This is a genomic window from Pseudomonas sp. 15A4 (assembly GCF_016925575.1).
Classification (GTDB): domain Bacteria; phylum Pseudomonadota; class Gammaproteobacteria; order Pseudomonadales; family Pseudomonadaceae; genus Aquipseudomonas.
In genome coordinates, this window is sequence record NZ_CP068986.1 from 2,155,711 (window position 1) to 2,177,410 (window position 21,700).

Genomic DNA, 21,700 nt, shown 5'->3' on the forward strand with positions numbered 1-21,700 from the left:
TGAGCGTGACGCTCCGCTGCTTAGTTTGGCCCTCTCATCAAAGGAGAGGCAGCCATGAGCAAGCGGATCGAGCTGGATTTTTCACGCAAATACGACGACGAACACGCTAAAAGGTATCTACGCAAACATAACGACGGACTGGCAAGACGCTTGTCGGATCGCCGGGATAAACAACTGGCGCGTCGCGCGCTGGCGTTGGCGGGCGAACCGGGCCTGGTGCTGGACCTGCCCTGTGGCGCCGGACGTTTCTGGCCGGTACTGGCCGAAAAAGCCAACCGGGTGATTATCGGGGCGGACAATTCGGCGTCGATGGTCAAGATCGCCTGCGAATCGCAACCTGCGGAAATCGTCAAACGCGTCCAGCCATTGCAGACCTCGGCCTTTGCGATCGAGATGCCGGACAACGCTGTCGACAGCATCTTCTGCATGCGCCTGATGCACCACATCGGCAAGGCTGAAGACCGCGCCGTGTTGCTGAAAGAGTTTCACCGGGTGAGCCGGGATAGCGTGATCGTGTCGCTCTGGGTGGATGGCAATTTCAAGGCCTGGAAGCGCAGACACGCTGAAAAATCAAGGCCGCAACGTGATTACCAGAACCGCTTCGTGCTGCCGGTTGCGATCGTGGAAGCCGAATTTGAACAGGCAGGGTTTCGGATTCAGGAGCGCCTGGATTTCCTGCCGATGTACGCCATGTGGCGTGTGTATCTATTACGTAAGAGGTAACAGGATGGCCGTGGATTTCGCAACAGAGTTAGCCGTTCCCGCCAAGGACCGCTTCGCCTATTTCTGGAACACGCGAGGCGAATGGGTCGAAGAACCCAACGTGCGCCGTGGCGGTGAAAGTGGCGTGCAGCGTGTCGTCTCGGAAAACGGTCGGCTGCTGTATGTGAAGCGCCAGACAGGCCATATCTACCGCAGCTGGTTGCACCCTTTCGGTCGCCCGACCGTTCTGCGTGAGCGCGATGCCCTCGAAGGCCTCCGCCAGCTCGACGTCAATGTGCCGCGCATGGTGTTCTGTGGTGCCGAGCGTGACGAGAACAACGAGTGGCGAGCGTTGCTGGTCACAGCCTCGCTGGACGGCTTCGACGAGTTCGAAAACTGGCTGCGTGCAGGCGGTCGCGAACAATACGGCGAAGTGGTGTACGAGCAGATGCTTCAGGAAATCGCCAACAACCTGGCCCGCATGCACAAGGGTCGCTGGCAGCACAGCTGCATCTACATCAAGCACGTCTTTGTTCGCGTTGTAGGCGAGGGCGCCAACGCCAAGGCTGAGGTCGCGCTGCTGGATCTCGAGAAGTGCCGTCAGCGCCTGACGTCTTATGCCGCCGCTCAGCACGACATGAAACAGCTTCGTCGCCATTCGTCGTTTCAGCCTGCGGACTGGAGCAAGCTGGTCTATTTTTACGAGACCGCGTTTGGCAGGCCCATCAAAGGTTTACAGCGATGAAGTTAGAAATGGCGCGAGGTTTGTTTTTGGTTGGGGCGTTGGGGGTGACTTCCATCGCTTTGGCTGCCTGGGATCAGCCCGGTCCGAAGATTTTGAGTGCAGTGCATGGCGAAGGCCATTGCCCGCTGCCACGAGTGGCCAAGATGTCTGACACGGCCCGACCTGATCACGATCTACTTTTATTGATGTTCGGCCTGGCCCAGGGGAGTGGACCGCAAGGCTGACTCCTTCCTGTTGCGTTAACCAAAAGGCCCCGAAAAATCAGGGCCTTTTTTGTGGGCGTGTGGTTATTTTCTTATGTCAGGTACCGGCAGTCCTGTCGGGACTTGCATGGTCGTTGTAGTCATGCTGCGCCTCATCGCGCCGCGCCAGCAGCGTATACACGCACGGTAATACAAAGAGCGTGAACAACGTCCCCACCGACATCCCTGTGGCAATCACCAGACCGATGTCGAACCGGCTGACCGCCCCCGCGCCGGTCGCCAGGATCAGCGGCACCATGCCGAACACCATCGCCGCTGTGGTCATCAGTACGGGCCGCAAGCGAATTGCCGCCGCTTCTTCGACCGCTTGCCGCGCCGTCAGGCCTTTGTCGCGGCGTAGCTGGTTGGCGAATTCGACGATCAGAATGCCGTGTTTGCTGATTAACCCGATCAGCGTGACCAGACCCACCTGGGTATAGATATTCAGCGACGAGATGCCGAGGAACAGCGGAATCAGCGCGCCGCAGATCGACAGCGGCACGGTGACAAGAATCACCAGCGGATCGCGGAAGCTCTCGAACTGTGCCGCCAGCACTAGAAAAATGATTGCCAGGGCCAGTCCGAACGTGACCCACAACGCATTGCCTTCCTGCACGTACTGGCGAGATGCGCCGGCGTAGTCGTAGGCGAAACCTGGCGGTGATTCTTCGATCGCGATCTGTCTCACCAACTCGATCGCTTCGGCCTGACTCACCAGCGGGAAACCGGAGATGATCGCCGAGTTGAGCTGCTGGAACTGATTGAGCTGCCGCGGCCTGGCCCGATCGCTGACAGTAATCAGCGTCGACAACGGCAGCATCTTGCCGTCGGCGTTCTTGACGTAGTAATTCGAGAGCCAGGCCGGGTTGTCTCGGTAGGCCCGTTCAACCTGCGCGATCACCTTGTAGCTGCGGCCGTCGATGGTAAAGCGGTTGATTTCCGCCTCCCCGAGCAACGTCGCCAGGCTGCCGCCCAGGTCCTGCATCGACACGCCCATCTGCGCGGCTTTGGCGCGGTCGATGTCGACCACCACTTCCGGCTTGTCGAACGCCAGGTCAACGTCCAGAAACGCGAACTTGCCCGAGTCGGCGGCGCGTTTCTTGATGCGATCCGTCACCTCCAGCAGCGCGGCGTAGTCACCCGGTGTATTGATCACGAACTGAAACGGCAGCCCTTCGCCGGTGCCGGGCAACGACGGCAGGTTGAAGCCGAAGATCTGCAGCCCGGTAATACCGTTGAGCTTGGCTTGCACTTCGGGCAACAGCTCCATTTGCGTGCGGCTGCGCTCGTCCCATGGCTTGAGCAAGAACCCGCCGACGCCGGTCTGCACGCCATTGAAACCGTTAATCTGGAACGAGGAGTAATACTCCGGGAACGCTTTGAAAATGCTGATGAACTGGTCGGTGTATGTGTTCATGTAGTCGAGGTTGGTCGGCTGCGGCGCCGTCGCCATCATGAAGATGATGCCCTGGTCCTCGTCCGGCGCCAGTTGCGACTGGCTGAGCTTTAGAAACACTGGAATCAAACAGAGCACCAGTATGGCGAACACGATGACCACCGGCCGCGTATTCAGCGTGCCGTGAAGGACGCGCTGGTAGCGGACCTTCAGGCTTTCGAAGGCGTGATCAAGTTTGTGCGCCAGGCCGCTGGGATTCTCTTCCCGACGCAGGAGCACGGCGCACATCATCGGCGACAGGGTCAGCGCGACGATCCCGGAAATCACCACCGCACCCGCCAGCGTCAGCGCGAACTCCTTGAACAGCGCGCCGGTCAGTCCCTCCAGAAAACCGATGGGTGCATACACCGCTGCCAGGGTGATGGTCATCGATACCACGGGCATGGCGATCTCGCGAGCGCCCTCGATGGCCGCATCGAAGGGCGTCTTGCCTTCTTCGATGTGCCGGTGAATGTTCTCCACCACCACGATGGCGTCGTCGACCACCAAGCCGATGGCCAGCACCATCGCCAGCAGCGTCAGCAAATTGATCGAATACCCCATCAGCTGCATGAAAAACAGCACGCCGATCATCGACAGCGGGATGGTGATCACCGGGATCAGCACCGAACGCAGGGCGCCCAGGAACAGGAACACCACCACGATGACGATGAGCACCGCTTCGATCAGGGTTTTCACCACTTCATGGATCGAGGCCTGAATGAACAGCGTGGCGTCGTAGGCGATGGACGCTTTGAGGCTCGGCGGTAATTGGGCTTCCAGCTCCGGCAGGATGCGCCGCACTTCCTTGATCACGTCCAGCGGGTTCGAACTGGGCGTACCCTTGATGCCGATGTACACCGACGGCGTGCCGTCGAACGAGCTGACCGTGTCGTAGTTCTCGGCGCCCATCTCCACCCGGGCCACATCACCCAGCAGTACGCGGCTGTCGCCGACGGTCTTGAGCGGAATCGCCGCGAAGGTCTCAGGGGATTTCAGGTCGGTGCTGGCGTTGACGCTGGTGACCACGTACTCGCCCTTTACCTCACCCGCAGCGGACAGGAAGTTGTACTTGCGCACCGCTTCGGTGACGTCGTTGGCGGTCAGGCCGAAACCGGCGAGTTTGATCGGGTCGAGCCACAGGCGCATGGCGAACACCTGATTGCCCAGAATCTCCGCTTCGGCCATGCCTGGCAGCGTCGCCAGCTTTGGCTGAATGACCCGGGACAGGTAATCGGTGATCTGGGGGTTGCTCAGCTCGGCGCTGTAGAAGCTGATGTACATCAGCGCCGAGGCGTCGGCGGCCTCCTTGCTCAGGACCGGGTCTTCGGCGTCCTGGGGCAGCTTGTTCTTGACTTCGTTGGCCTTGGCCAGCAGTTCGGTGTAGAGACGGTCGCTGTTGGAGCCGATGCGCGCATAGATGGAAATGACCGAGAAGTTCTGCCGACTGACCGAGGTCATGTAGTCGATGCCTTCGGCGCTCGCCAGACTTTGCTGCAGCGGCTGGGTGATATAGCCCTGAATGGTCTCGGCGTTGGCGCCGGGGTAAGCCGTGGTCACGGTGATCAGCGCGTTTTCCATCTGCGGGTACTGGCGGATGGTCAGCTTGCTGAACGCCTGAAAACCCAGCAGCACGATCAACAGGCTGATCACGCTGGCAAGCACCGGGCGACGGATGAACGGGTCTGTAAAGGCCATGATCGATTCCTTGATCAGTCCGCTTTGGGCTGGCTGTTCTGCGCTGCCGGGGTGGCGTGCGACGGAGTTGGCGGGTCGACCACGATGGCGACGGCGGCGCCGTTATCCAGTTTGAGCTGGCCGCCGGTGACGACCTGTTCGCCGGCTTTTAATCCTTTGCTGATGATCACCAGGCCGCCGCGACGCTCGCCGGTTTCGACGAAGCGCCGCTCGACCATGAGCTGAGGCTCACCCTTGCTGTTGTTTTCCGGCTGGCCGTCGGCGGTCTTTTTCGGCACGACGACGTACACCGAATTGCCGTACAGCGTGTAAGTGATGGTGCTTTCCGGCAGCACCAACTGCGGCGTGTCCTGCCCGAGCAGCACTTGCAGGCTGGTGAACATACCGGGCAGCAGCTGACTGTCGGGGTTGGGCAGGGTGGCGCGAATCAGCACATTGCGGGTGGTGTCTTCGACCTTGGGGTTGATGGCGCTGATGCGTGCAGTGAAGACGCGTTCGGGATAGGCCGCGACGCTCACCTGCACCTCTTGGCCGAGGGCCAGTTTCGGCAGCATCTGCTCCGGCACGAAGAAGTCGGCGTACAGGCTGGTCAAGTCCTGAAGGGTGGCGATCACTGTGCCGCTGGCAAGGTAGTCGCCCACGTCAACCTGACGAATGCCGATGGTGCCGCTGAAGGGCGCGAGGATGCGCTTCTTAGCCAGGGAGGCGTTCAGTTGTGCGACGGTGGCAGCGGCTTTCTTCTGGGTGGCGGCGAGCTTGTCGAAGTCGCCGCGGGAGATGGCGGATTCGCCCACCAGTTTGCTGCCGCGGCCGTATTCCACCTGTGCCAGACCGAGGTCTGCTTCGGCGGTGCCGAGCAGGGCCTTTTCCACATCGCTGTCGAGCTGCAGGAGCGGCTGACCCACCTTGACCTTCTGGCCGGATTCGAACTGCACGGCCTTGACCGTGCCTGCGATTTCCAGCGACAGGTCAACGCCCTGGAAGGCCTTGAGCGTGCCGATGGCAGGCAGACGATTCTGCCACGGGCGCTCCGCAACCACGGCCACCGCCACATTGATAGGTGGCTTCGGCGCCGTGAATTGCTGTATCTGCTGATAGACCGAAAACGCCTTGTACCCACCCAAGGCCAGCACCACGATCAGGACAATGCCCAACATGATCAACATGCGGCGACGCAACATATTCCACTTCCTTGGAAAACCGACGAATCAGGCGAGCACGTTAGTCGTGTCGGGGTTTAGTTGCCAGTGGCGGTGATGGATTTCGAGGGGGCTCGCGCGAACTGTAGGAGCGCGTCATCTCGCTCCGACAGCGTCGCTGACGAGCGCAGTGCCCTGAATCTGGATTCGTGTAGGGCGATTCCGGATCTTCGTTAGGACGCGTCCCCTTCGTGTTTTCCCTATGGAATCGCACTTTCAAACCACGCATCTTCGCCCGCTTTGGCGCGCAGCGGACTTGCCGCCTGCCGCGATGCACGACTACCCGAAGCAACTTCATACTTTCAACGAGGAAGGATCCGTCGTGAGCGACAGACAGCACCAAACCGATATATTTTGCACCTACAAGGCCGTGACCGCCGGCCCGCAAAAAAAACACTGGGTTGAATTTCAACTGGTGGACGAACTCGGCAAGCCATTGGCCAATCTGCCGTGGCGTGCCGTCAATCAGGCGGTGCGGGATGGATGCGTTTCCGAATACACAGGTATCACCGATGCCGAAGGTGTTATTCGGCTTGAGGATCTTTACCCACTCGACATGACCTTGCTGATGCCGGCAACGCCGTTGGCTCAGGTGCTGCAACAAAGGCGTTTGCGAGCTGTGCGCCCAGAGCCCGACAGGCCCGGGTTCGGTGAGAGCACGCCGCTGTATGGCGAGCAGCGTTCAGGTTGTTCGCCTGTTGAAAAGACAGCGCATGAGCAAGGCCATGATTACCACTACCTGCGAATCGGGCAGTTGTGCGATGGGCTGCCGGTTGTCAGGCCTGAATTGTCGAAGCGCAAGCCAATGCCTGCTTACCATTTTCCAGATGCAAGCTTCTCGGGTTTCACCGCGCCTTACGACGCTCTCGACCGACGGCATGTATTAGAGGTCTGCCCGTTTCGGGCGTGGTCACTGGTGCTGCATCAGCAGAAAAGGTACAGCTTGGCAAATGCCTACAACCTGGGGCTGATGAGCATTCTGTCGTACAGCAATGAGGACAAAACGCGGCATGGCGCCCCTGCAGAGTTTTTGCGCGGCAGTGTCTGGACATGTCACGAACGCCGCGGGTTTGGGATGGGGGAAGAACTGGCCCTGTGTCGTCGCCGACGTCCCTTTTGATGACCGATACGAGCCTTGCGAAGTGTTGAACAGTACCAAAGTAGCCATTCCTCAGGGCGATACTCAACTCTTCTACGTCCGCAACGCTACCCACATGCTGGTGGCTTGGCGAGGGACTGATTTTGATCGCATTCACGCTCCTGACGTTGCCACCGACCTTACCTTTCGACCTGTCCAGCCTGGGCTAAAAGAAGCCTGTGTTCCAAAGGAACCGTGCACAGACTTGGGACTTGAGGGCCGAGTTCATTTAGGGTTTCGAAGAGCCTTTGCAGTTGCTCAGAATCTATTCAGTGAGCACTTCGATAAATTACTTCCTGCCAGAAGTGCCGGTAGGGACTTATTCATTTGCGGCCATAGTCTGGGTGGCGCTCTAGGGCTAATACATGCAGCCACACTGAAGGACAGCAGCCCACTTCTGTACACCTACGGCATGCCTCGCACGTTTACCCTCGCTGCGATCAAGGGGTTAGCGGAGGTGGACCACTATCGTCACGTGAATGATACCGACACGATTCCCAGCGTGCCGCCTGAAGCTGACCTCGACAACTACCTCTATGACTTGTATGGCCCCTTAGGCACGACGTTGGGTTTCGCCTGGTCAATGGGTCAAGCCCTCGCCAACAACCTTATAGAATTTGGTGATCCTTACGCCCATCACGGGGAACTCGCCATGCTATACCGGGTAGAGCAGCACATGCAGAGTCGCGGCTCTGACTATGCGGCGCAAGGTAGCAAGGATGGTCTTGGGGCACCCTATTACAACACCGTAAAAACCCGGCTGCGCGAGCGGCCTAACCTGTACCTGGTGCCAAGTCTCAACAAGATAGAAAATAAAAAAGTGAGCAATCGCAACGCCGTTTTATGGGCAGCCTGAAACCAGATGCGCGTGCGCGATTGTTCCCACCCTATAAAAACGTCAAGCCGGGAGGGCTGCTGGGCATCGGTAACCACATGATGGGCGAGTATATGGCGCATATCACCCGCCGCTTGCTTGCCGCTATTAAACCTGATCGTGAGCCTCCTCTCGCCGCACAGTCCAGGATCAAGCGCTTCAAGGATCAGATGGTTAATCACGGCAGCACTGCTCCAGAAGATGAGCTAGAACGCAATCGTCTGTTTCTTGTGATGCATGAAGAAGTCTGTGCTGCACTGGAAGTGACACGGCAAGCAAAAGGCGGCCCCGAAGCTTTGTTGCGTCTTGATGCGAGTGTCAGTACATCAGGGGCATGGAATGTTTAGTTTTGCTTCATGTTCAAGAACTACCGTGGCCTGTCTTCTGATATTCGGTTCCGTGGGTGGCTGCGCGAAAGACCTCAGCTTTTCTCCCACCCCGGGAGGCGAGAAGGTGACTATTACGGTCAAGGTGCCTAAGGACCTGATAACTGACTCAATGCATGTCATGTACCGGTCCTCAATCTGTAAACGCATTACGCCCGACAGTAACGGGCGTCCCGAACCGCTCGATGGATACAACGGGTATGAGATGGAGCTCAAGCGTGCAGGAAATGACGATACCTTTACCGCACAGTTATTTGTTGACGGTGGTGGTCCATGCGAGTGGCATTTAAGCAACGTAAGGTTCGGCGTTTCGTACCCTGTGCCCAATGTCTTGGGGGAGGACGTAATAGAGGGGGCAGGTGGGAACATCATTGTGGTGTTCGATCACAATAATCCTCAACTTCAAACGGGCTATTCCTGGACGGCAGAGGGGCCTGATCTGAATGTTGTGAAAGATTACTATCCATGGATACACGAAAGTTACATTCGGGGGCATCAGAAGTGGGCCATGCTTGCCGATGAGGACGGAGGGACGTTTACCTACGAGGCACGTCAAGCTCGAAACATATATTTCGAGCCCGTACTGCATAGAGACTATGTGGTGCGATCGGCGGAGCCCAAAAAACACAAAAGGGGTGATTACATCACTTTCGTTTATCCCGATGGAACGAAGCAGTTCGACGGGCGAGCGGTGCCTGACTTTGAAAAGATGCAGAAGGTTCGCCTGGGGGGCGACGGCAAATGAATAAGGTTTCTCATTGCACAGCCGCCGCCTGGCCGCCGCATATCCCCAATCAAACCAAATGCAAATGGTTGTCCCACAACCCCGCTGGCAGCTCCAGCGGCTTGGCGACCAGCGCTGTCTCGCGGCAATCATAGAATCGGCAGCGGCCCTGGCCTGAGGTGACGACGAAGCCGTCCGCCACGGCGCCCACCCCGGCGCAATCAGGCAGCGGTGCGTCGAGCTTCAGCGCGCCGCTGTCCAGGTCCCAGATGAAGAAGCGGTTGCCCCTCGGCGCGGTCAGCGCTACCAGCCGCAGGTCGTTGTGAATGGCAACGCTGGCGGTGTAATGCGCCATCGCCTGCAGCTGTTGCTCGGCCACCGGGAACGCCTGAAATGGCTGTCCTGGTCGCTTGATGGCGAGCAGCTCGGCGGACTCGTGGGAAGGCCCCATGAACTGCTGCCCCGCCACGATGGTGCCGTCGCTGGCGATCGCCATATGCCGCACGCTGTTCATCTGCTGCGACAACGACTCTTTGCTCAGCAGCGTGCCGTCGCGCTGCATCAGCACCAAGCTCGGTTCCATGGCATCGAGATTCATTTCGACGCGGCTCTCGGCCTCGGTGCGAATGCCGCCGTTGGCGACTGCGAAGGTCTCGCCATCCGGCATCCATGACACTTGATGCGGTCCTACGCCATGGGTGGAAATTTCACCGGTGCGTTGCAGCCGCTCATCAACGAATCGATACACGCCCAACAGCCCTCGGCCCGGTTCTGTCGTGTCGTTTTCAGTGGCGTATAGCCATTCGCCGTCTTTGTGAATGACCGCGTGGCCATAGAAATGTCGGTGGGGTTGCGAGGTGATGGTTTGCAGCAGACGACCGTCGCGCAGGTCGATCAGGTAACTCTCGGTCCCCGGCCGGCGCGCGACGAACAGCGCGATCGGCAGGTTCGGGTGATTGATGATGTCGTGACAGCGCTGGGCAACAGCGGTGGCAAACACTTGCGTGCCGTCGACGCGATAACCCACAGCGAAGTGCTGGCCGTTGCCGTCGTCCCGCGCGGACAACAACAGCGGGCTCTCGCCTTTTTTGGCGAATAGCGTCCAGCCGCCAAACGTGACGGCGCTGAGCAGCAGGCTGCCCAGACCCAGAGCCTGACGTCGCAACATATCAGTCACCATCATTGGCGTTGAAGCCCAGTTGAATGCCCAGCGCCTTCGCCAGTTCGCCTTCGTGCAGGCGATGGACCACGTTGAGGCTGTCGTAGAAAGCGTTGAGCTGCTGGCGGCCTGCTTCGGTGGCCAGCAGATCCCCGAGCGGCGGTTTCAGCGCGGCCAACTGTCGATTGCTCTCGGCGTAGGCAGCGTCGATCTTGTCGGCCAGAGGCTTCTGCTCCTTGGGCAACAGCCCGCGCAAACCCTTGTTGTCGACGCCGGCCCAAACAGTCTGCGCACTGGCCAGACTCGCCTGCAAGCTGCTGAGCGACGCCTTGCTGCGCCACGCTTCCGCCTGAAACGGCTGCGGCACGCCCTTGGTGCCACGGCCCAGCGGGGTGCCGAGCTTTTTCTTCAACGAGTCCAGCGCGGTCACTTGCACGCGCAGCAACTCGGCAATGGCTTCATGGGAATCGGCGTAACGCTGATTGGGAAATTTGCTCAGCTGAGCGAGCATGCCGTCGTTGCTGTTCCAGCTGTTGAGGATGTCTTTTGCCAACGCCTTCTGACGCTCGCCGATGGCCATCAGCAGCGGGCAGTAGCGAGCTTTCTGCTCGGCGTTGGCCATGTCGATGTCGGCGTCGAACAGGATGTATTCATAGGCCGACAGCCCCTGAACCACGACGCTGGATTTGGCCAGGGCGTCAGCGCTGATCTGCGGCTGTGCGGTGACCAGTTGCTCCACTTGACGGCCAACGAGGTTTTTCTTGTCCGGCCAGAACTGAATCTGCCAGGCGCGATTGCCTTCGGCCAGCGGCCCGATGAGCAGCGGTTGCAGCTCGGCCCAGGCTTTTTGCGCGTGGAGGAAGTCGGCGCGGGCGGTGTCCAGGTCAGATTTGCCCTGGCAGTAGGACAGCGCGCTGATCGCCAGTTGCCGGTCGGCATCGACCCACCGGCTGTAAGTCGGGAGGATGACCTGACTGGCGATGGCGGCAGACGTCACGGCCTGCGGGTCCGACGGCGCGCATGCACCCAGTGCCAGTGCGGCGAGGCTGGTGAGCAACAACTTGGGGCGGAACATGCCCGACTCCTTATCTTCAGAAATACGTTAGAGAGAATTCAAGAACGCCAGCAGCGCCGCGCGTTGTTCTGCGTCGAAAGCCAGCACCTGACGCTGCGCGGGGAGCGCTTCGCCGCCATGCCAGAGCACGGCCTCCATCAGGTTACGGGCGCGCCCGTCGTGCAGAAACTGCGTGTGGCCGCTGACAGTCTGGGTCAGGCCGATGCCCCACAACGGCGGGGTGCGCCACTGCTGGCCGCTGGCCTGAAATTCGCTCAGATTGTCGGCCAGGCCTTCGCCCATGTCATGCAGCAACAGATCGGTGTAAGGGCGGATGACCTGATTCGCCAGCTCGGGCTCGGCGGCGTCGGCGGAAGTGGTGAATTGTGGCGTGTGGCACTGCTGGCAGCCGGCCTTGAAGAACAGACTCTTGCCCGCCAGCACCTGCGGCTCAGCCACATTGCGACGCACCGGAACGCCGAGGTTGCGGGTGTAGAAGGTTATCAAGCGCAGGATGTTGTCGCTGACCTCCGGCTCACCGTTCGGACCATTGCCATTGGGCGCAGCGAGGCATGCGCTCTGTGACGGTGTGCAGTCGTCGACCGGCATCAGAGTGGACGTCAGGCCCATGTCACCCGCCAGTGCGTGGGCATTTTGCTGCTTGATGCTCGGCTGCGAGGCTTTCCAGCCGAAACGGCCGAGGACGGATTTCTGCTGTTCGTCGTCCCAGACCCAGTTGGGTTTACCGGTGATGCCGGTGCCCTTTTCATCGTTCGGGTTGGCGTTGGCCAGAATCGCCGCCTGGGGAATGGCTTCCAGAAGCCCGAGGCCGATCATCGGCGGGGCGATGCGCGCAGAGGCTCGCGTCTGCGGGTGCATCGGGCCGTAACCAGGTTGGGTGATCTGCAGGGTAGGGCGGCGCAGATGCACCGGAGTGCCGTCGCGAAAATGCACGGTCATCGAATCGTAATCGACCCGAACCTTGCCCTCGGGCGTGACGCCGGGGATGGCCATGTCCTGGAGTTGCTTGCCGTAAACAGGCTCGGGGATAAGGCCCAGCCGCTTGATGTCCTCGACGAACGCCGGATCGTCGGGAATCGACAGACGCACCAGCATTGACACGGCGTTGTCGGCGCCGGGCTCGGGCGGGTGACCACGGCCGTCCTTGATGTGGCAGTTCTGGCAGGCGTTGGTGTTGAACAACGGACCCAGGCCGTCGCGTGCAGTGGTAGTCGACGGCGCAATCACCCAGGGGTTGCGGAAGAAGCTGTTGCCGACGCTGAAGTCCAGCCGCCGGACGGGCGACAGATTGGCTGAAGGCAGGGAAAACGCATTGCGATCGCTTTTGTTGACGGTGGTGGCGCCGCCAGAGCGCGACTCGCCCGGTTCGGCGGCGGTGAAACGCGGGGCGTCATCGCACCCACTCATGGCGAGGGCCATCAGCAGGAGAGACGAAGGACGGAACCACGCAGTCATACAGGTCCTGCAAAGGGGGAAATCGGGGCGAGCAAGCTTACCAGCCCCGAGTTTGATGAATAAGAGGGATTAGCGTTTGCAGGCCCTCTCGTAACGTGTTGTTACCAAATCATCCGCGCGTGATGGGCCCGCAAAACTCATGCGCCGGCGATCTCCAGCGCCGGGTTTTCCACAAGCAGTTGCATGAGACGCCGCTCGCCCTCGACCACCTTGAATGACCGGTAATCGCCGATGCCGTCGAGCTGCCGCTCGCGCTCGCGGATCGCCAGCTCCTTGGCCCTCTCGTAACCGTAGTGCTCGACCCTGAACGACTTGGTGACGCTGCTGCCGTTGCGCAGCGTGGTCCGCGCCACCCAATAGGCGATGCCGGTATAGCAGCGGTAATGCACCCCGGATAGCCGCTGGTGTTGGTGGCGATGATGCGCTGGCGGATGTCGCGGCTGAGCTTGGGCAGGTGAGCCAGCAGCAATTGGTCACGGCACGCGTCGGCGGCTTTTCGTGCCGGATCACGGCCGCCATAGCGGGAGAAGGAAAACAGTCGGTTGAAGGTTCTGCCGTCGCGGTAGATCGTCACCTTCCAGGCACGCGGCCCCTTGACGCCGACCAGCAGGTGGATACCGTAATCGTTGGCTTTGAGCTTGCTGACGCGGCGCCTTTTATTGTTTCTCTTGGGCACTTTCTGTCTCCTCCTGGATAGGGCGGGGTCAAGGAAGTGCGCATGATCGGCGGCGGGGAGGCGTGTTCAATCCGACAAGGACCGAACAGGAAAAGCCCTACAAAGCTTACAGACCGGTCCCCGGATAAGGGCCGTTTTGGTGGTGTTTGAAGCGTCGATTGACGAAAAAATGCCGGCCCGTGGTCGGGTCGGCATTCGTTTGCAACGGGACCGACTTCAGCCGGGAAGGCGCGGCCTTGCCGATTTGAAGCGGACGTGAAGCGGATCAGAACTCGTGGTCGGCGTTGTCCGGGTTCAGATCAGTGATGCCTAACTTGCCGGCCGCTTGCTCAATGGCCCCGGTCTGTTTGACCAGCGCGGCGATGGCGTCGCGCACGACCTGGTTGCCTGCCGTATTGCCCGCAGCGATGAGCTGGTCGAAATGCTCGCCCTTGTTGGCGTGGTCGACGATGACCTGCAGCTTCGCCTGTGTCGCATCGAGGTCGGCGCGCACGGTCTGGTCAGTCGCGGCGTCGGCGGTGGCGACCAGCGAGGACAGGCTCGCGCCGCTCACTTTGCTGCCGTCCACGCGGGTGTATTCACCCAGGTAAACGTTGCGGATGCCCAGGCCGTTATAGAAGTGCGAATTGTGGGTGTTGTCGCTGAAACAATCGTGTTCGTCTTCACTGGAATTGGCCTCCAGCGCGACTTTCATGCGTTCGCCGGCCAGTTCGCCCAATGACAGGCTGCCCATGCCGAACAGCATTTTGCGCAGCCCGCTCTCGGCGGACTCCGCCTCCAGCGTGGCGCGATAATTGTCGGCGACGCCCGGTTTCCAGTTGTTGACCATTTCTTCGAGGTCGCTGACCAGCAGGTCAGTGGCGGCTTTCAGATAAGCGCGACGGCGATCATTGTGGCCGCCGGTGCCGCCCTGGCCTTCGATGTAGTCGCTGGCCGGACGCTCGCCGGCGCCCGGATTGGTGCCATGCAGGTCCTGGCCCCATAGCAGGAATTCAATGGCGTGATAACCGGTCGCCACGTTGGCTTCCGAACCACCGAGCTCGTTCAGGCTGGCGAGTTTTTCAGGGGTGATTTCGCTGACGTCGACTTTGTCCTCGCCCACTTGCACTGATTTGTTGGCGATGATGTTGGCGGTGGCACCCGGATTGCCCAGTGCGTGCTGGTAATCCTTGGCGACATAATCGATCAGGCCTTCATCCAGCGGCCATGCGTTCACCTGACCTTCCCAGTCGTCGATGATGGTGTTGCCGAAGCGGAATACTTCGCTCTGCATGTACGGCACGCGCGCTGCTACCCAGGCTGCACGCGCTGCTTTCAGGGTCTGGTCGTTGGGTGTGGCGAGGAAAGCGTCGACTGCCGTGCTGAGCTTTTTGGCAGTGGATTCGGCGTCGCTGAAAACGGCAAATACGATATTGGCGTAGTTGGCGACCACCGCTCTGGTGGCGGTTTCGTTGGGCTGGGCAGGCGCAGCGGCGGCGGTTGGCGCTGGAGCCGGGGCGGCAGCGGCGGCAGGTGCGGGGGCAGGCGCTGTAGCGGCGGGCTTGTCCTTGCCTTGATCACAACCGGCCAGAGCAATAGCGACAGCCAGCAGACTTGCGGTTGCCAGGGGCATACGAATCATGACGGAATCCTGCATCGAGAAGAGGTGTGAACGGTGGCGAACGCCAGAAAAATGCTGCGACATAATGCGAAAGATTTGCATTCTGTGTAAAGGCCATTAGCCCAGGCAGGCGGGGGAGATATTTCAAGCTGTTTCAAGAAAGGGTCCGGCCGGGGCCCAAGCGTGAAGGGCGGTGATCGGCGCAACGCCTGCTTTCGTGCCGGGAGACACGTGTGCTACAGCGCCTCGCTGTGGGTCCGTTGCGCCTGTTTCAGGTAAACCAGTAGCTCCCGCGCTGGCAGAGGCTTGCTGTAGAAGTAGCCCTGACCTTCGTGACAACCCTCGGAAATGATATAGGCCTCTTGCTCGGCGGTCTCGACGCCTTCGGCGATTACCTGCATGCCCAGGCTTTTGCCGAGCTGAATGATGGCGCGCACGATCGTCGCGTCGTCATCGTCGTCGAGCAGGTCCTGCACGAAGCTCTTGTCGATCTTGATCTTGTCCAGCGGCAGGCTTTTCAGGTAACTCAGCGATGAATAACCGGTCCCAAAGTCATCGATGGCGATCAGCGCCCCGGAGCGGCGCAGGCTCAACAGGTGCTGCGCGGCGGTGGTGATGTCTTCCATCAGACCCGTTTCCGTGACTTCCAGCTCCAGACTGCGGGGTGGCAGGCGGTAGATTTGCAGCAGGTTGTTCACCACCCGCGGCAGTTCGGCGTGATGCAGTTGTACGGTAGACAGGTTCACCGCCATGCGCAGGTCGGTGAAGCCCTGATCGTGCCACTCGCGCAGCTGTTTGCAGGCCTGATCCAGTACCCATTCACCAATGGCGATAATGGTGCCGTTCTGCTCGGCCAACGGAATGAACTGATCCGGCGGCACGAAGCCATGCTCCGGGTGAATCCAGCGGATCAGCGCCTCGACCCCCACTACGCTGTGGTCGCGATAGCTGATCTGCGGCTGATAGACCAAGTGAAACTGCTCGCGGGCCAGGGCTTCACGCAGGTCTTTTTCCAGCTCGCGACGACGACGCATCTCGCTGTCGACGCTGGCGATATAAAACTGGTAGCGGTTACGCGAGCGTGTCTTGGCCAGCGTCATGGTCTGTTCGGCTTTCTGCAGCAGCTTCTCGGTGCTGTCGCCATCTTCGGGGAACAGCGTGATGCCGATGGTGGCGCGCAGACGAATCTCTTGCTGATCGACGGCGAAGGGCGCTTCCAGGTCGTCGAGAATATTCTGCGCCAGCTCGGCGGCTTCGTAAGGCTGTTCGATATCGGCCTGAACCAGCGCGAACTGGTCGCCGCCCAGACGGGCGAGGGCGCCGAGGCGGCCGCTGTGGCTGCGCAGGCGATCGGCGAGGGCGAGCAGCAACTGATCGCCGGCCTGATAACTGAATTGTTCGTTAATGCCTTTGAAGTCATCCAGCCCGACGCACAACACCGCGACGCGATGCTGCACTTTTCCGGAGTCGACGAGGATCTTGTCCAGTTGCTTCTGCAGTTGCAGCCGGTTCGGCAGACCAGTGAGGAAATCGTACTGGGCCATCCGCAGCAGGCTGGATTCAGCCTCGTGGCGCAAATTGGTGTTGCGCTCGATGGACGCCAACAGTTGGTTGGCGGTGTTGACCCAGACCCCCAGTTCGTTTTTTTCATGGCCTTTGAGCAACGGCAACTGGTGTTCGCTGGGGCGGTCGGGGTTGATGCTGGTCAGGTGCTCGATGATTTTCGACAGCGGTTTGGTCAGTAGCCAGTGATAAACCAGGTACAGCACCAGGCCCATCGCCAGCGCGCGCAAAACGCCGGAAATGAAAATGATCATCGAATTGGTGAGGAAGGTTTCGCCGTAGGTGGCGGTGTCGAGGGTGATGCGCAGGTCGCCGTAATATTCGCTGTAGGGGCTGCGGCCGACCAGTTGCGTGGTGAAACTGCGTTCCTGGCCCAGGATCAGATCGGTCAGCCAGCGGGTGGGGGTGGTTTCGAGGTCTCGGGATTTCTCGGCGAGCACCGTCTCGTTGGGATGACCGATGGATGCCATCCGTACGGCCTTGTCCTGAAACAGCCCTTCGATGACCTGCATGCCCATTTCCCGGTCCAGGCTATAAACGGCCTGAGTCGACGGATCGCGGAACATGTCGAGGATACGCGCCGCATCCGAGGCAACGGCCTGGCGGGTTTTGTAAGCGTCGTAGACGATCTGTGCGCAACTGAGCACGACCCCCACGATTAGCGCGGACAGCAGCACAACGCGAAGCAGCTTCACCGACAGGCTGTGTTTGAGTTCCAGCTTCAAATGGCCATTCCTTTATCCATGCTGATAGCGGGCTGACTGCGTGCAGGCACTGGCAATACAGGCATTCGGATCAGGCGCTCCCGGCTTGCGCATGACCCGATCAATCGGAGAAAACAGTTGATAGGCGGACCACTCGGGCTATCCGTACTGTGTCGGTCATACGCGGGGAAAACTTGAGCCCAGCCGTTTGAATCAGCACGAAATTTGATATTAGTCCGCTATCGCTTCCAGACAATACATAAACGACAAACAGAAGGCGAAAAAACCCGGACGTGCCGGGCTTTTTTATTCGAGCATTCAAGCGTTCATCAGGCTGTGAAGCTTTTGCCTTCGAACTGCTCGGCAACGAACTTCCAGTTGACCAGGTTCCAGAACGCCTCGACGTACTTCGGACGCAGGTTACGGTAGTCGATGTAGTAAGCGTGTTCCCAGACATCGCAGGTCAGCAGCGGGGTGTCGCCGCTGGTGATCGGGTTGCCGGCGCCGATGGTGCTGGCCAGTGCCAGGGAACCGTCAGCTTTCTTCACCAGCCAGCCCCAGCCGGAGCCGAAGGTGCCGATGGAGGTCTTGCTGAATTCTTCCTTGAACTTGTCGAAGGAGCCGAACGCGGCGTTGATTGCGTCCGCCAGAGCGCCAGTCGGTTGGCCGCCGGCGTTTGGCGCCAGGCAGTTCCAGTAGAACGTGTGGTTCCAGACTTGAGCGGCGTTGTTGAAGATACCGCCCGAGGAGGTTTTGACGATTTCTTCCAGAGTCTTGCCTTCGAACTCGGTGCCTGGCACCAGGTTGTTCAGGTTCACGACATAGGTGTTGTGGTGCTTGTCGTGGTGGTATTCCAGAGTTTCCTTGGAGATGTGCGGTGCCAGAGCGTCATGTGCGTACGGCAGCGGAGGCAATTCAAAAGCCATGGTAATTCTCCTAATCAGGTCAGTTGCGGTTTGCGCAAGGCCGATCACGGGCGGCCAGACAGAACTTACGCCGGCGAGTTTGTACTCTTTGCAGCGCAGGGGCTGGATCATAGCACCGGCCCCTGACCTTAACCACGCAACAACTGTGTGGGATAGAGGTTCCAGAGCGTTGCGCTGAAATGCGCGCCGGCGAGACGAAATGCTCACGCCGTTCTGATCAACTGCACCGCTACGCTGAACATCATCACCGCCACCATCAGGTCCAGCAGACGCCAGGTTGTCGGGCGGGCGAGCCATGGGGCCAGCCAGGCGGCGCCGATCGCCAGCGTCGAAAACCACAACACCGAAGCGCTGGCGGCCCCGGCCACGTAGGCGCCAGGCACCGCTTGCTGCGCGCCGAGCGAGCCGATCAGCAACACGGTATCGAGATAAACGTGCGGGTTCAGCAAGGTCACCGCCAAGGCGGTCAGCAATACCGCGCGGCGTGAACGCTGGCCGTCGGCATCGCCCTGAACGAGGCTTTGCGGCGCCAACGCCCGACGCAGTGCCATGGTGCCGTACCACAGCAGAAACACCACCCCGCCCCAGCGCGCCACCGCCAGAAGCGTGGGGTTGTGGGCCAGCACATTGGCCAGCCCAAAGACGCCGGCGGCCACCAATATTGCATCGCACACGATGCACAGCAGGGCCACGGAAAGGTGGTGTTCGCGACGCAGACTTTGCGCCAGCACGTAGGCGTTCTGGGTGCCGATGGCCATGATCAGCCCGAGGGAAACCAGCAGGCCGTTGAGGTAGCTTTGCCACATGATGTCAGGCCTCGATCAGTTCAGGGATGGGTGAGGTCAGGCGCTCGTGGCCAGTGCGCGCAAGGTGTCCATGGCCTTCAGCGCGTCGTCCTTACCCACGAAAAGATGGTCGTGGTAAAAGCCGGCGACCACGTTGCAACTGATGCCCGCCGCGCCCAGTGCGCTGGCGAAGGCCGCGGTCAGCCCGACCGCTGCGAGTGAGGAGTGAACGGTCAGGGTGATCCAGGCCATGACGTAATCGCAGTCCAGGCCCAGTTGCTGTGCCTGGTTGCGTTCGAGGATGACGGTCAGGCCTTCGCGCTCGCGAAAGCTGCCGACCACCTCGATGCCTTCCACGCGTTTGCTGTCCGCCACGGTGCAGAACACGTATTCACCCTCGTTGAGTTCAGGGTTCATGCTGCGCAACAGCGCGCTGAGGGAGGTTTCGCCAGTCATTGATATTTCGCCATTACTAAGGTCGCATCAGTCAGTGGTGGCGATTGTCGGTTGAACGCGAGTATAAGAAAAACCAATAAAGCTCATTACCCATTAGGGAAACTGATGTTCGACTACAAATTACTTTCCGCGTTGGCGGCGGTGATCGAGCAGGCCGGTTTCGAACGCGCCGCTCAAGTGCTCGGCCTTTCCCAGTCAGCCGTGTCCCAGCGCATCAAGCTTCTGGAGGCGCGGGTCGGCCAGCCGGTGCTGGTTCGTGCAACCCCGCCGAGCCCAACGGAGATCGGCCGGCTGTTGCTCAACCATGTTCAACAGGTGCGCTTACTGGAACGCGACCTGCAGAGCGTGGTGCCGGCCCTGGACGAAGGGGGCATGCCTGAACGTTTGCGCATCGCGCTGAACGCCGACAGCCTGGCGACCTGGTGGGCCCTCGCGGTCGGAGACTTTTGTGCCGAGCATCGACTCCTCACCGACCTCGTCGTCGAGGATCAGGATGTCGGCCTCAAGCGCATGCGCGCCGGTGAAGTGGCCGCATGTTTATGCGGGAGTGAACGGCCGGTAGCGGGCGCACGGAGTTTATTACTCGGCGCCATGCGTTATCGGGCGTTGGCCAGCCCTGACTTTGTTGATAGGCATTTCCCACAGGGTGTCACGCCTCAAGCGGTCGCCCGATCGCCCGCGCTGGTGTTCGGCCCGGATGATTTCCTGCAGCACCGCTACCTCGCTTCGCTGGGTGTCGAAGGCGGTTTCGAGCATCATTTGTGTCCGTCGTCCGAAGGTTTTACGCGCATGGTCGAAGCCGGAATGGGCTGGGGACTGGTGCCGGAGTTGCAGGTCCGTGGACAATTGGCGAGTGGTTTGTTGGTCGAGTTGCTGCCCGATCACTGCATTGATGTGCCCTTGTACTGGCATCATTGGCGCAACGGCGGCCGGTTGTTGACGGAGCTGACGGACCATCTGGCGAAAAAAGCGGGGCAGTGGCTGGTGCCGTTGGAGTCTGAGTGAACGTCAGTAGTCGACGCAGCAGATTGTAGGATCGGTCGCGGCATAGCCGCGGCGATCACAGGCAGAAGAAGATGAAACGGAGCAGGCAATGAAAATTCTGGTCACCGGCGCAGGCGGCTTCATCGGCGGACGCTTCGCGCGTTTCGCGCTGGAGCAAGGTCTGAGCGTCCGGGTCAACGGCCGTCGCGCTGAGGGTGTTGAGCATCTGGTGCGGCGCGGGGCCGAGTTCATCCAGGGCGATCTTTCCGATCCGGAGCTTGTTCATGCGCTGTGTGACGACGTCGAAGCCGTGGTCCATTGCGCGGGGGCGGTGGGTACATGGGGGCGACGTCAGGACTTCCATCAGGGCAACGTTCAGGTCACCGAAAACGTGGTTGAAGCCTGCCTGAAACAGAGAGTCCGGCGGTTGGTGCATCTGTCCTCGCCCTCGATCTATTTCGATGGCCGATCGCACCTCGATATCCGTGAGGAACAAGTGCCCAAGCGCTTCGGCAATTACTACGCCGCGACCAAATACCTGGCCGAACAGAAGGTGTTTGGTGCCGAAGAGTTCGGTCTGGAAGTCATCGCCCTGCGCCCGCGTTTTGTGACGGGTGCGGGTGACACGAGCATTTTCCCGCGACTGCTGCAGATGCAGCAGAAGAAGCGCTTGTCGATCATCGGCAACGGCTTGAACAAGGTTGATTTCACCAGCATTCAGAACCTCAATGAGGCGCTGCTCAGCAGTCTGCTTGCAGCAGGGTCAGCGCTGGGCAAGGCTTACAACATCAGCAACGGCGCGCCCGTCCCGCTCTGGGACGTGGTCAATTACGTCATGCGCCAGATGGAATTGCCGCCGGTAAGACGCTATCGGTCCTACGGCCTGGCGTACACCGCGGCGACCATGAACGAGGCGGCGTGCCTGATCTGGCCGGGGCAACCTGAACCGACGCTGTCGCGCATCGGGATGCAAGTGATGAGCAGGGATTTCACGCTTGATATCAATCGCGCCAGGCATTATCTGGATTACCAGCCTGACGTCAGCGTGTGGACTGCCCTCGACGAGTTCTGCGGTTGGTGGAAAGCCCAGCACGGGGGCGCGTTATAAAAGGCGTCAACATCCGTGGTTATACTGCGAGCCATTTAGATTCAGCGGTTTTTTCAAAGGTAAACC

The 21,700-nt window shown here is 60.1% G+C and carries 20 protein-coding genes; 9 read left to right on the forward strand and 11 right to left on the reverse strand.

The annotated features are described in order from the left end of the window. Positions 1-54: 54 nt before the first annotated feature. From JN403_RS09730 to JN403_RS09740, 3 genes are read left to right on the forward strand one after another with little or no spacing between them, the layout of a single operon-like run. On the forward strand, positions 55-723 hold the full coding sequence (locus tag JN403_RS09730; RefSeq protein WP_205486833.1) for a class I SAM-dependent methyltransferase: 669 nt from the start codon (positions 55-57) through the stop codon (positions 721-723). Between the two features lie 4 nt (positions 724-727). Next, the gene (locus JN403_RS09735; RefSeq protein ID WP_122622465.1) at positions 728-1,447 is read left to right on the forward strand and encodes a lipopolysaccharide kinase InaA family protein; all 720 of its coding nucleotides are present in this window, start codon (positions 728-730) and stop codon (positions 1,445-1,447) included. Then, positions 1,444-1,671: a hypothetical protein gene (locus tag JN403_RS09740; protein ID WP_108120736.1), complete on the forward strand. Its 228-nt coding sequence runs from the start codon at positions 1,444-1,446 to the stop codon at positions 1,669-1,671. Before JN403_RS09735 ends, JN403_RS09740 begins: the two co-directional genes overlap by 4 nt. Before the next feature lie 76 nt (positions 1,672-1,747). On the opposite strand, the gene JN403_RS09745 is transcribed toward JN403_RS09740, so the two are convergent. Together JN403_RS09745 and JN403_RS09750 are read right to left on the reverse strand one after the other, a co-directional pair. Further along, a complete protein-coding gene (locus JN403_RS09745) occupies positions 1,748-4,822 on the reverse strand; it encodes a multidrug efflux RND transporter permease subunit (RefSeq protein WP_205486834.1) in 3,075 nt (1,024 codons plus the stop codon). A gap of 14 nt (positions 4,823-4,836) precedes the next feature. Further along, entirely contained in the window at positions 4,837-6,003 is a 1,167-nt protein-coding gene (locus tag JN403_RS09750) for an efflux RND transporter periplasmic adaptor subunit (RefSeq protein WP_205486835.1), read from the reverse strand. Positions 6,004-6,343: 340 nt separating this feature from the next. Between JN403_RS09750 and JN403_RS25420 the strand changes: the two genes are divergently transcribed. Genes JN403_RS25420 through JN403_RS09760 form a run of 4 tightly spaced genes read left to right on the forward strand, consistent with a single transcriptional unit; the run spans position 6,344 to position 9,164 of the window. After that, a complete protein-coding gene (locus JN403_RS25420) occupies positions 6,344-7,141 on the forward strand; it encodes a hypothetical protein (protein WP_240356874.1) in 798 nt (265 codons plus the stop codon). 22 nt (positions 7,142-7,163) lie between these two features. Beyond that, on the forward strand, positions 7,164-8,015 hold the full coding sequence (locus JN403_RS25425; protein WP_240356875.1) for a lipase family protein: 852 nt from the start codon (positions 7,164-7,166) through the stop codon (positions 8,013-8,015). Next, entirely contained in the window at positions 8,003-8,380 is a 378-nt protein-coding gene (locus JN403_RS25430) for a hypothetical protein (protein ID WP_240356877.1), read from the forward strand. Before JN403_RS25425 ends, JN403_RS25430 begins: the two co-directional genes overlap by 13 nt. Positions 8,381-8,405: 25 nt before the next feature. Then, positions 8,406-9,164, forward strand: a complete 759-nt coding sequence (locus JN403_RS09760; protein WP_205486836.1) for a hypothetical protein — start codon at positions 8,406-8,408, stop codon at positions 9,162-9,164. A gap of 49 nt (positions 9,165-9,213) precedes the next feature. Here the strand turns inward: JN403_RS09760 and JN403_RS09765 are convergent, their stop codons facing one another. The 9 genes from JN403_RS09765 to JN403_RS09805 form a co-directional block, all read right to left on the reverse strand. Beyond that, positions 9,214-10,311, reverse strand: a complete 1,098-nt coding sequence (locus JN403_RS09765) for a DUF1513 domain-containing protein (RefSeq protein WP_205486837.1) — start codon at positions 10,309-10,311, stop codon at positions 9,214-9,216. 1 nt (position 10,312) lies between these two features. Then, positions 10,313-11,377, reverse strand: coding sequence for an imelysin family protein (locus JN403_RS09770; protein WP_205486838.1), 1,065 nt, complete (start codon positions 11,375-11,377; stop codon positions 10,313-10,315). A 27-nt stretch (positions 11,378-11,404) separates the two neighbouring features. Further along, on the reverse strand, positions 11,405-12,832 hold the full coding sequence (locus tag JN403_RS09775) for a di-heme oxidoredictase family protein (protein ID WP_205486839.1): 1,428 nt from the start codon (positions 12,830-12,832) through the stop codon (positions 11,405-11,407). Positions 12,833-12,969: 137 nt separating this feature from the next. Further along, the gene (locus JN403_RS09780; protein ID WP_205486840.1) at positions 12,970-13,221 is read right to left on the reverse strand and encodes an AP2/ERF family transcription factor; all 252 of its coding nucleotides are present in this window, start codon (positions 13,219-13,221) and stop codon (positions 12,970-12,972) included. A gap of 552 nt (positions 13,222-13,773) precedes the next feature. After that, a complete protein-coding gene (locus tag JN403_RS09785) occupies positions 13,774-15,129 on the reverse strand; it encodes an imelysin family protein (protein ID WP_205486841.1) in 1,356 nt (451 codons plus the stop codon). Between the two features lie 215 nt (positions 15,130-15,344). Continuing rightward, positions 15,345-17,396, reverse strand: a complete 2,052-nt coding sequence (locus JN403_RS09790) for a bifunctional diguanylate cyclase/phosphodiesterase (protein ID WP_172609546.1) — start codon at positions 17,394-17,396, stop codon at positions 15,345-15,347. Between the two features lie 308 nt (positions 17,397-17,704). After that, entirely contained in the window at positions 17,705-18,301 is a 597-nt protein-coding gene (locus tag JN403_RS09795) for a Fe-Mn family superoxide dismutase (RefSeq protein WP_065992213.1), read from the reverse strand. A gap of 203 nt (positions 18,302-18,504) precedes the next feature. Beyond that, positions 18,505-19,107: a LysE/ArgO family amino acid transporter gene (locus tag JN403_RS09800; protein WP_205486842.1), complete on the reverse strand. Its 603-nt coding sequence runs from the start codon at positions 19,105-19,107 to the stop codon at positions 18,505-18,507. Between the two features lie 36 nt (positions 19,108-19,143). Next, the gene (locus JN403_RS09805; protein ID WP_205486843.1) at positions 19,144-19,542 is read right to left on the reverse strand and encodes an ACT domain-containing protein; all 399 of its coding nucleotides are present in this window, start codon (positions 19,540-19,542) and stop codon (positions 19,144-19,146) included. A gap of 105 nt (positions 19,543-19,647) precedes the next feature. Here JN403_RS09805 and JN403_RS09810 point away from each other — a divergent pair, with 105 nt between their 5' ends. After that, entirely contained in the window at positions 19,648-20,547 is a 900-nt protein-coding gene (locus JN403_RS09810; protein ID WP_205486844.1) for a LysR family transcriptional regulator ArgP, read from the forward strand. A gap of 88 nt (positions 20,548-20,635) precedes the next feature. After that, positions 20,636-21,634 carry an NAD(P)-dependent oxidoreductase gene (locus JN403_RS09815; RefSeq protein WP_205486845.1) on the forward strand — a complete coding sequence of 333 codons (999 nt, stop codon included), beginning with the start codon at positions 20,636-20,638 and terminating at the stop codon, positions 21,632-21,634. The last annotated feature ends 66 nt before the right edge of the window (positions 21,635-21,700 follow it).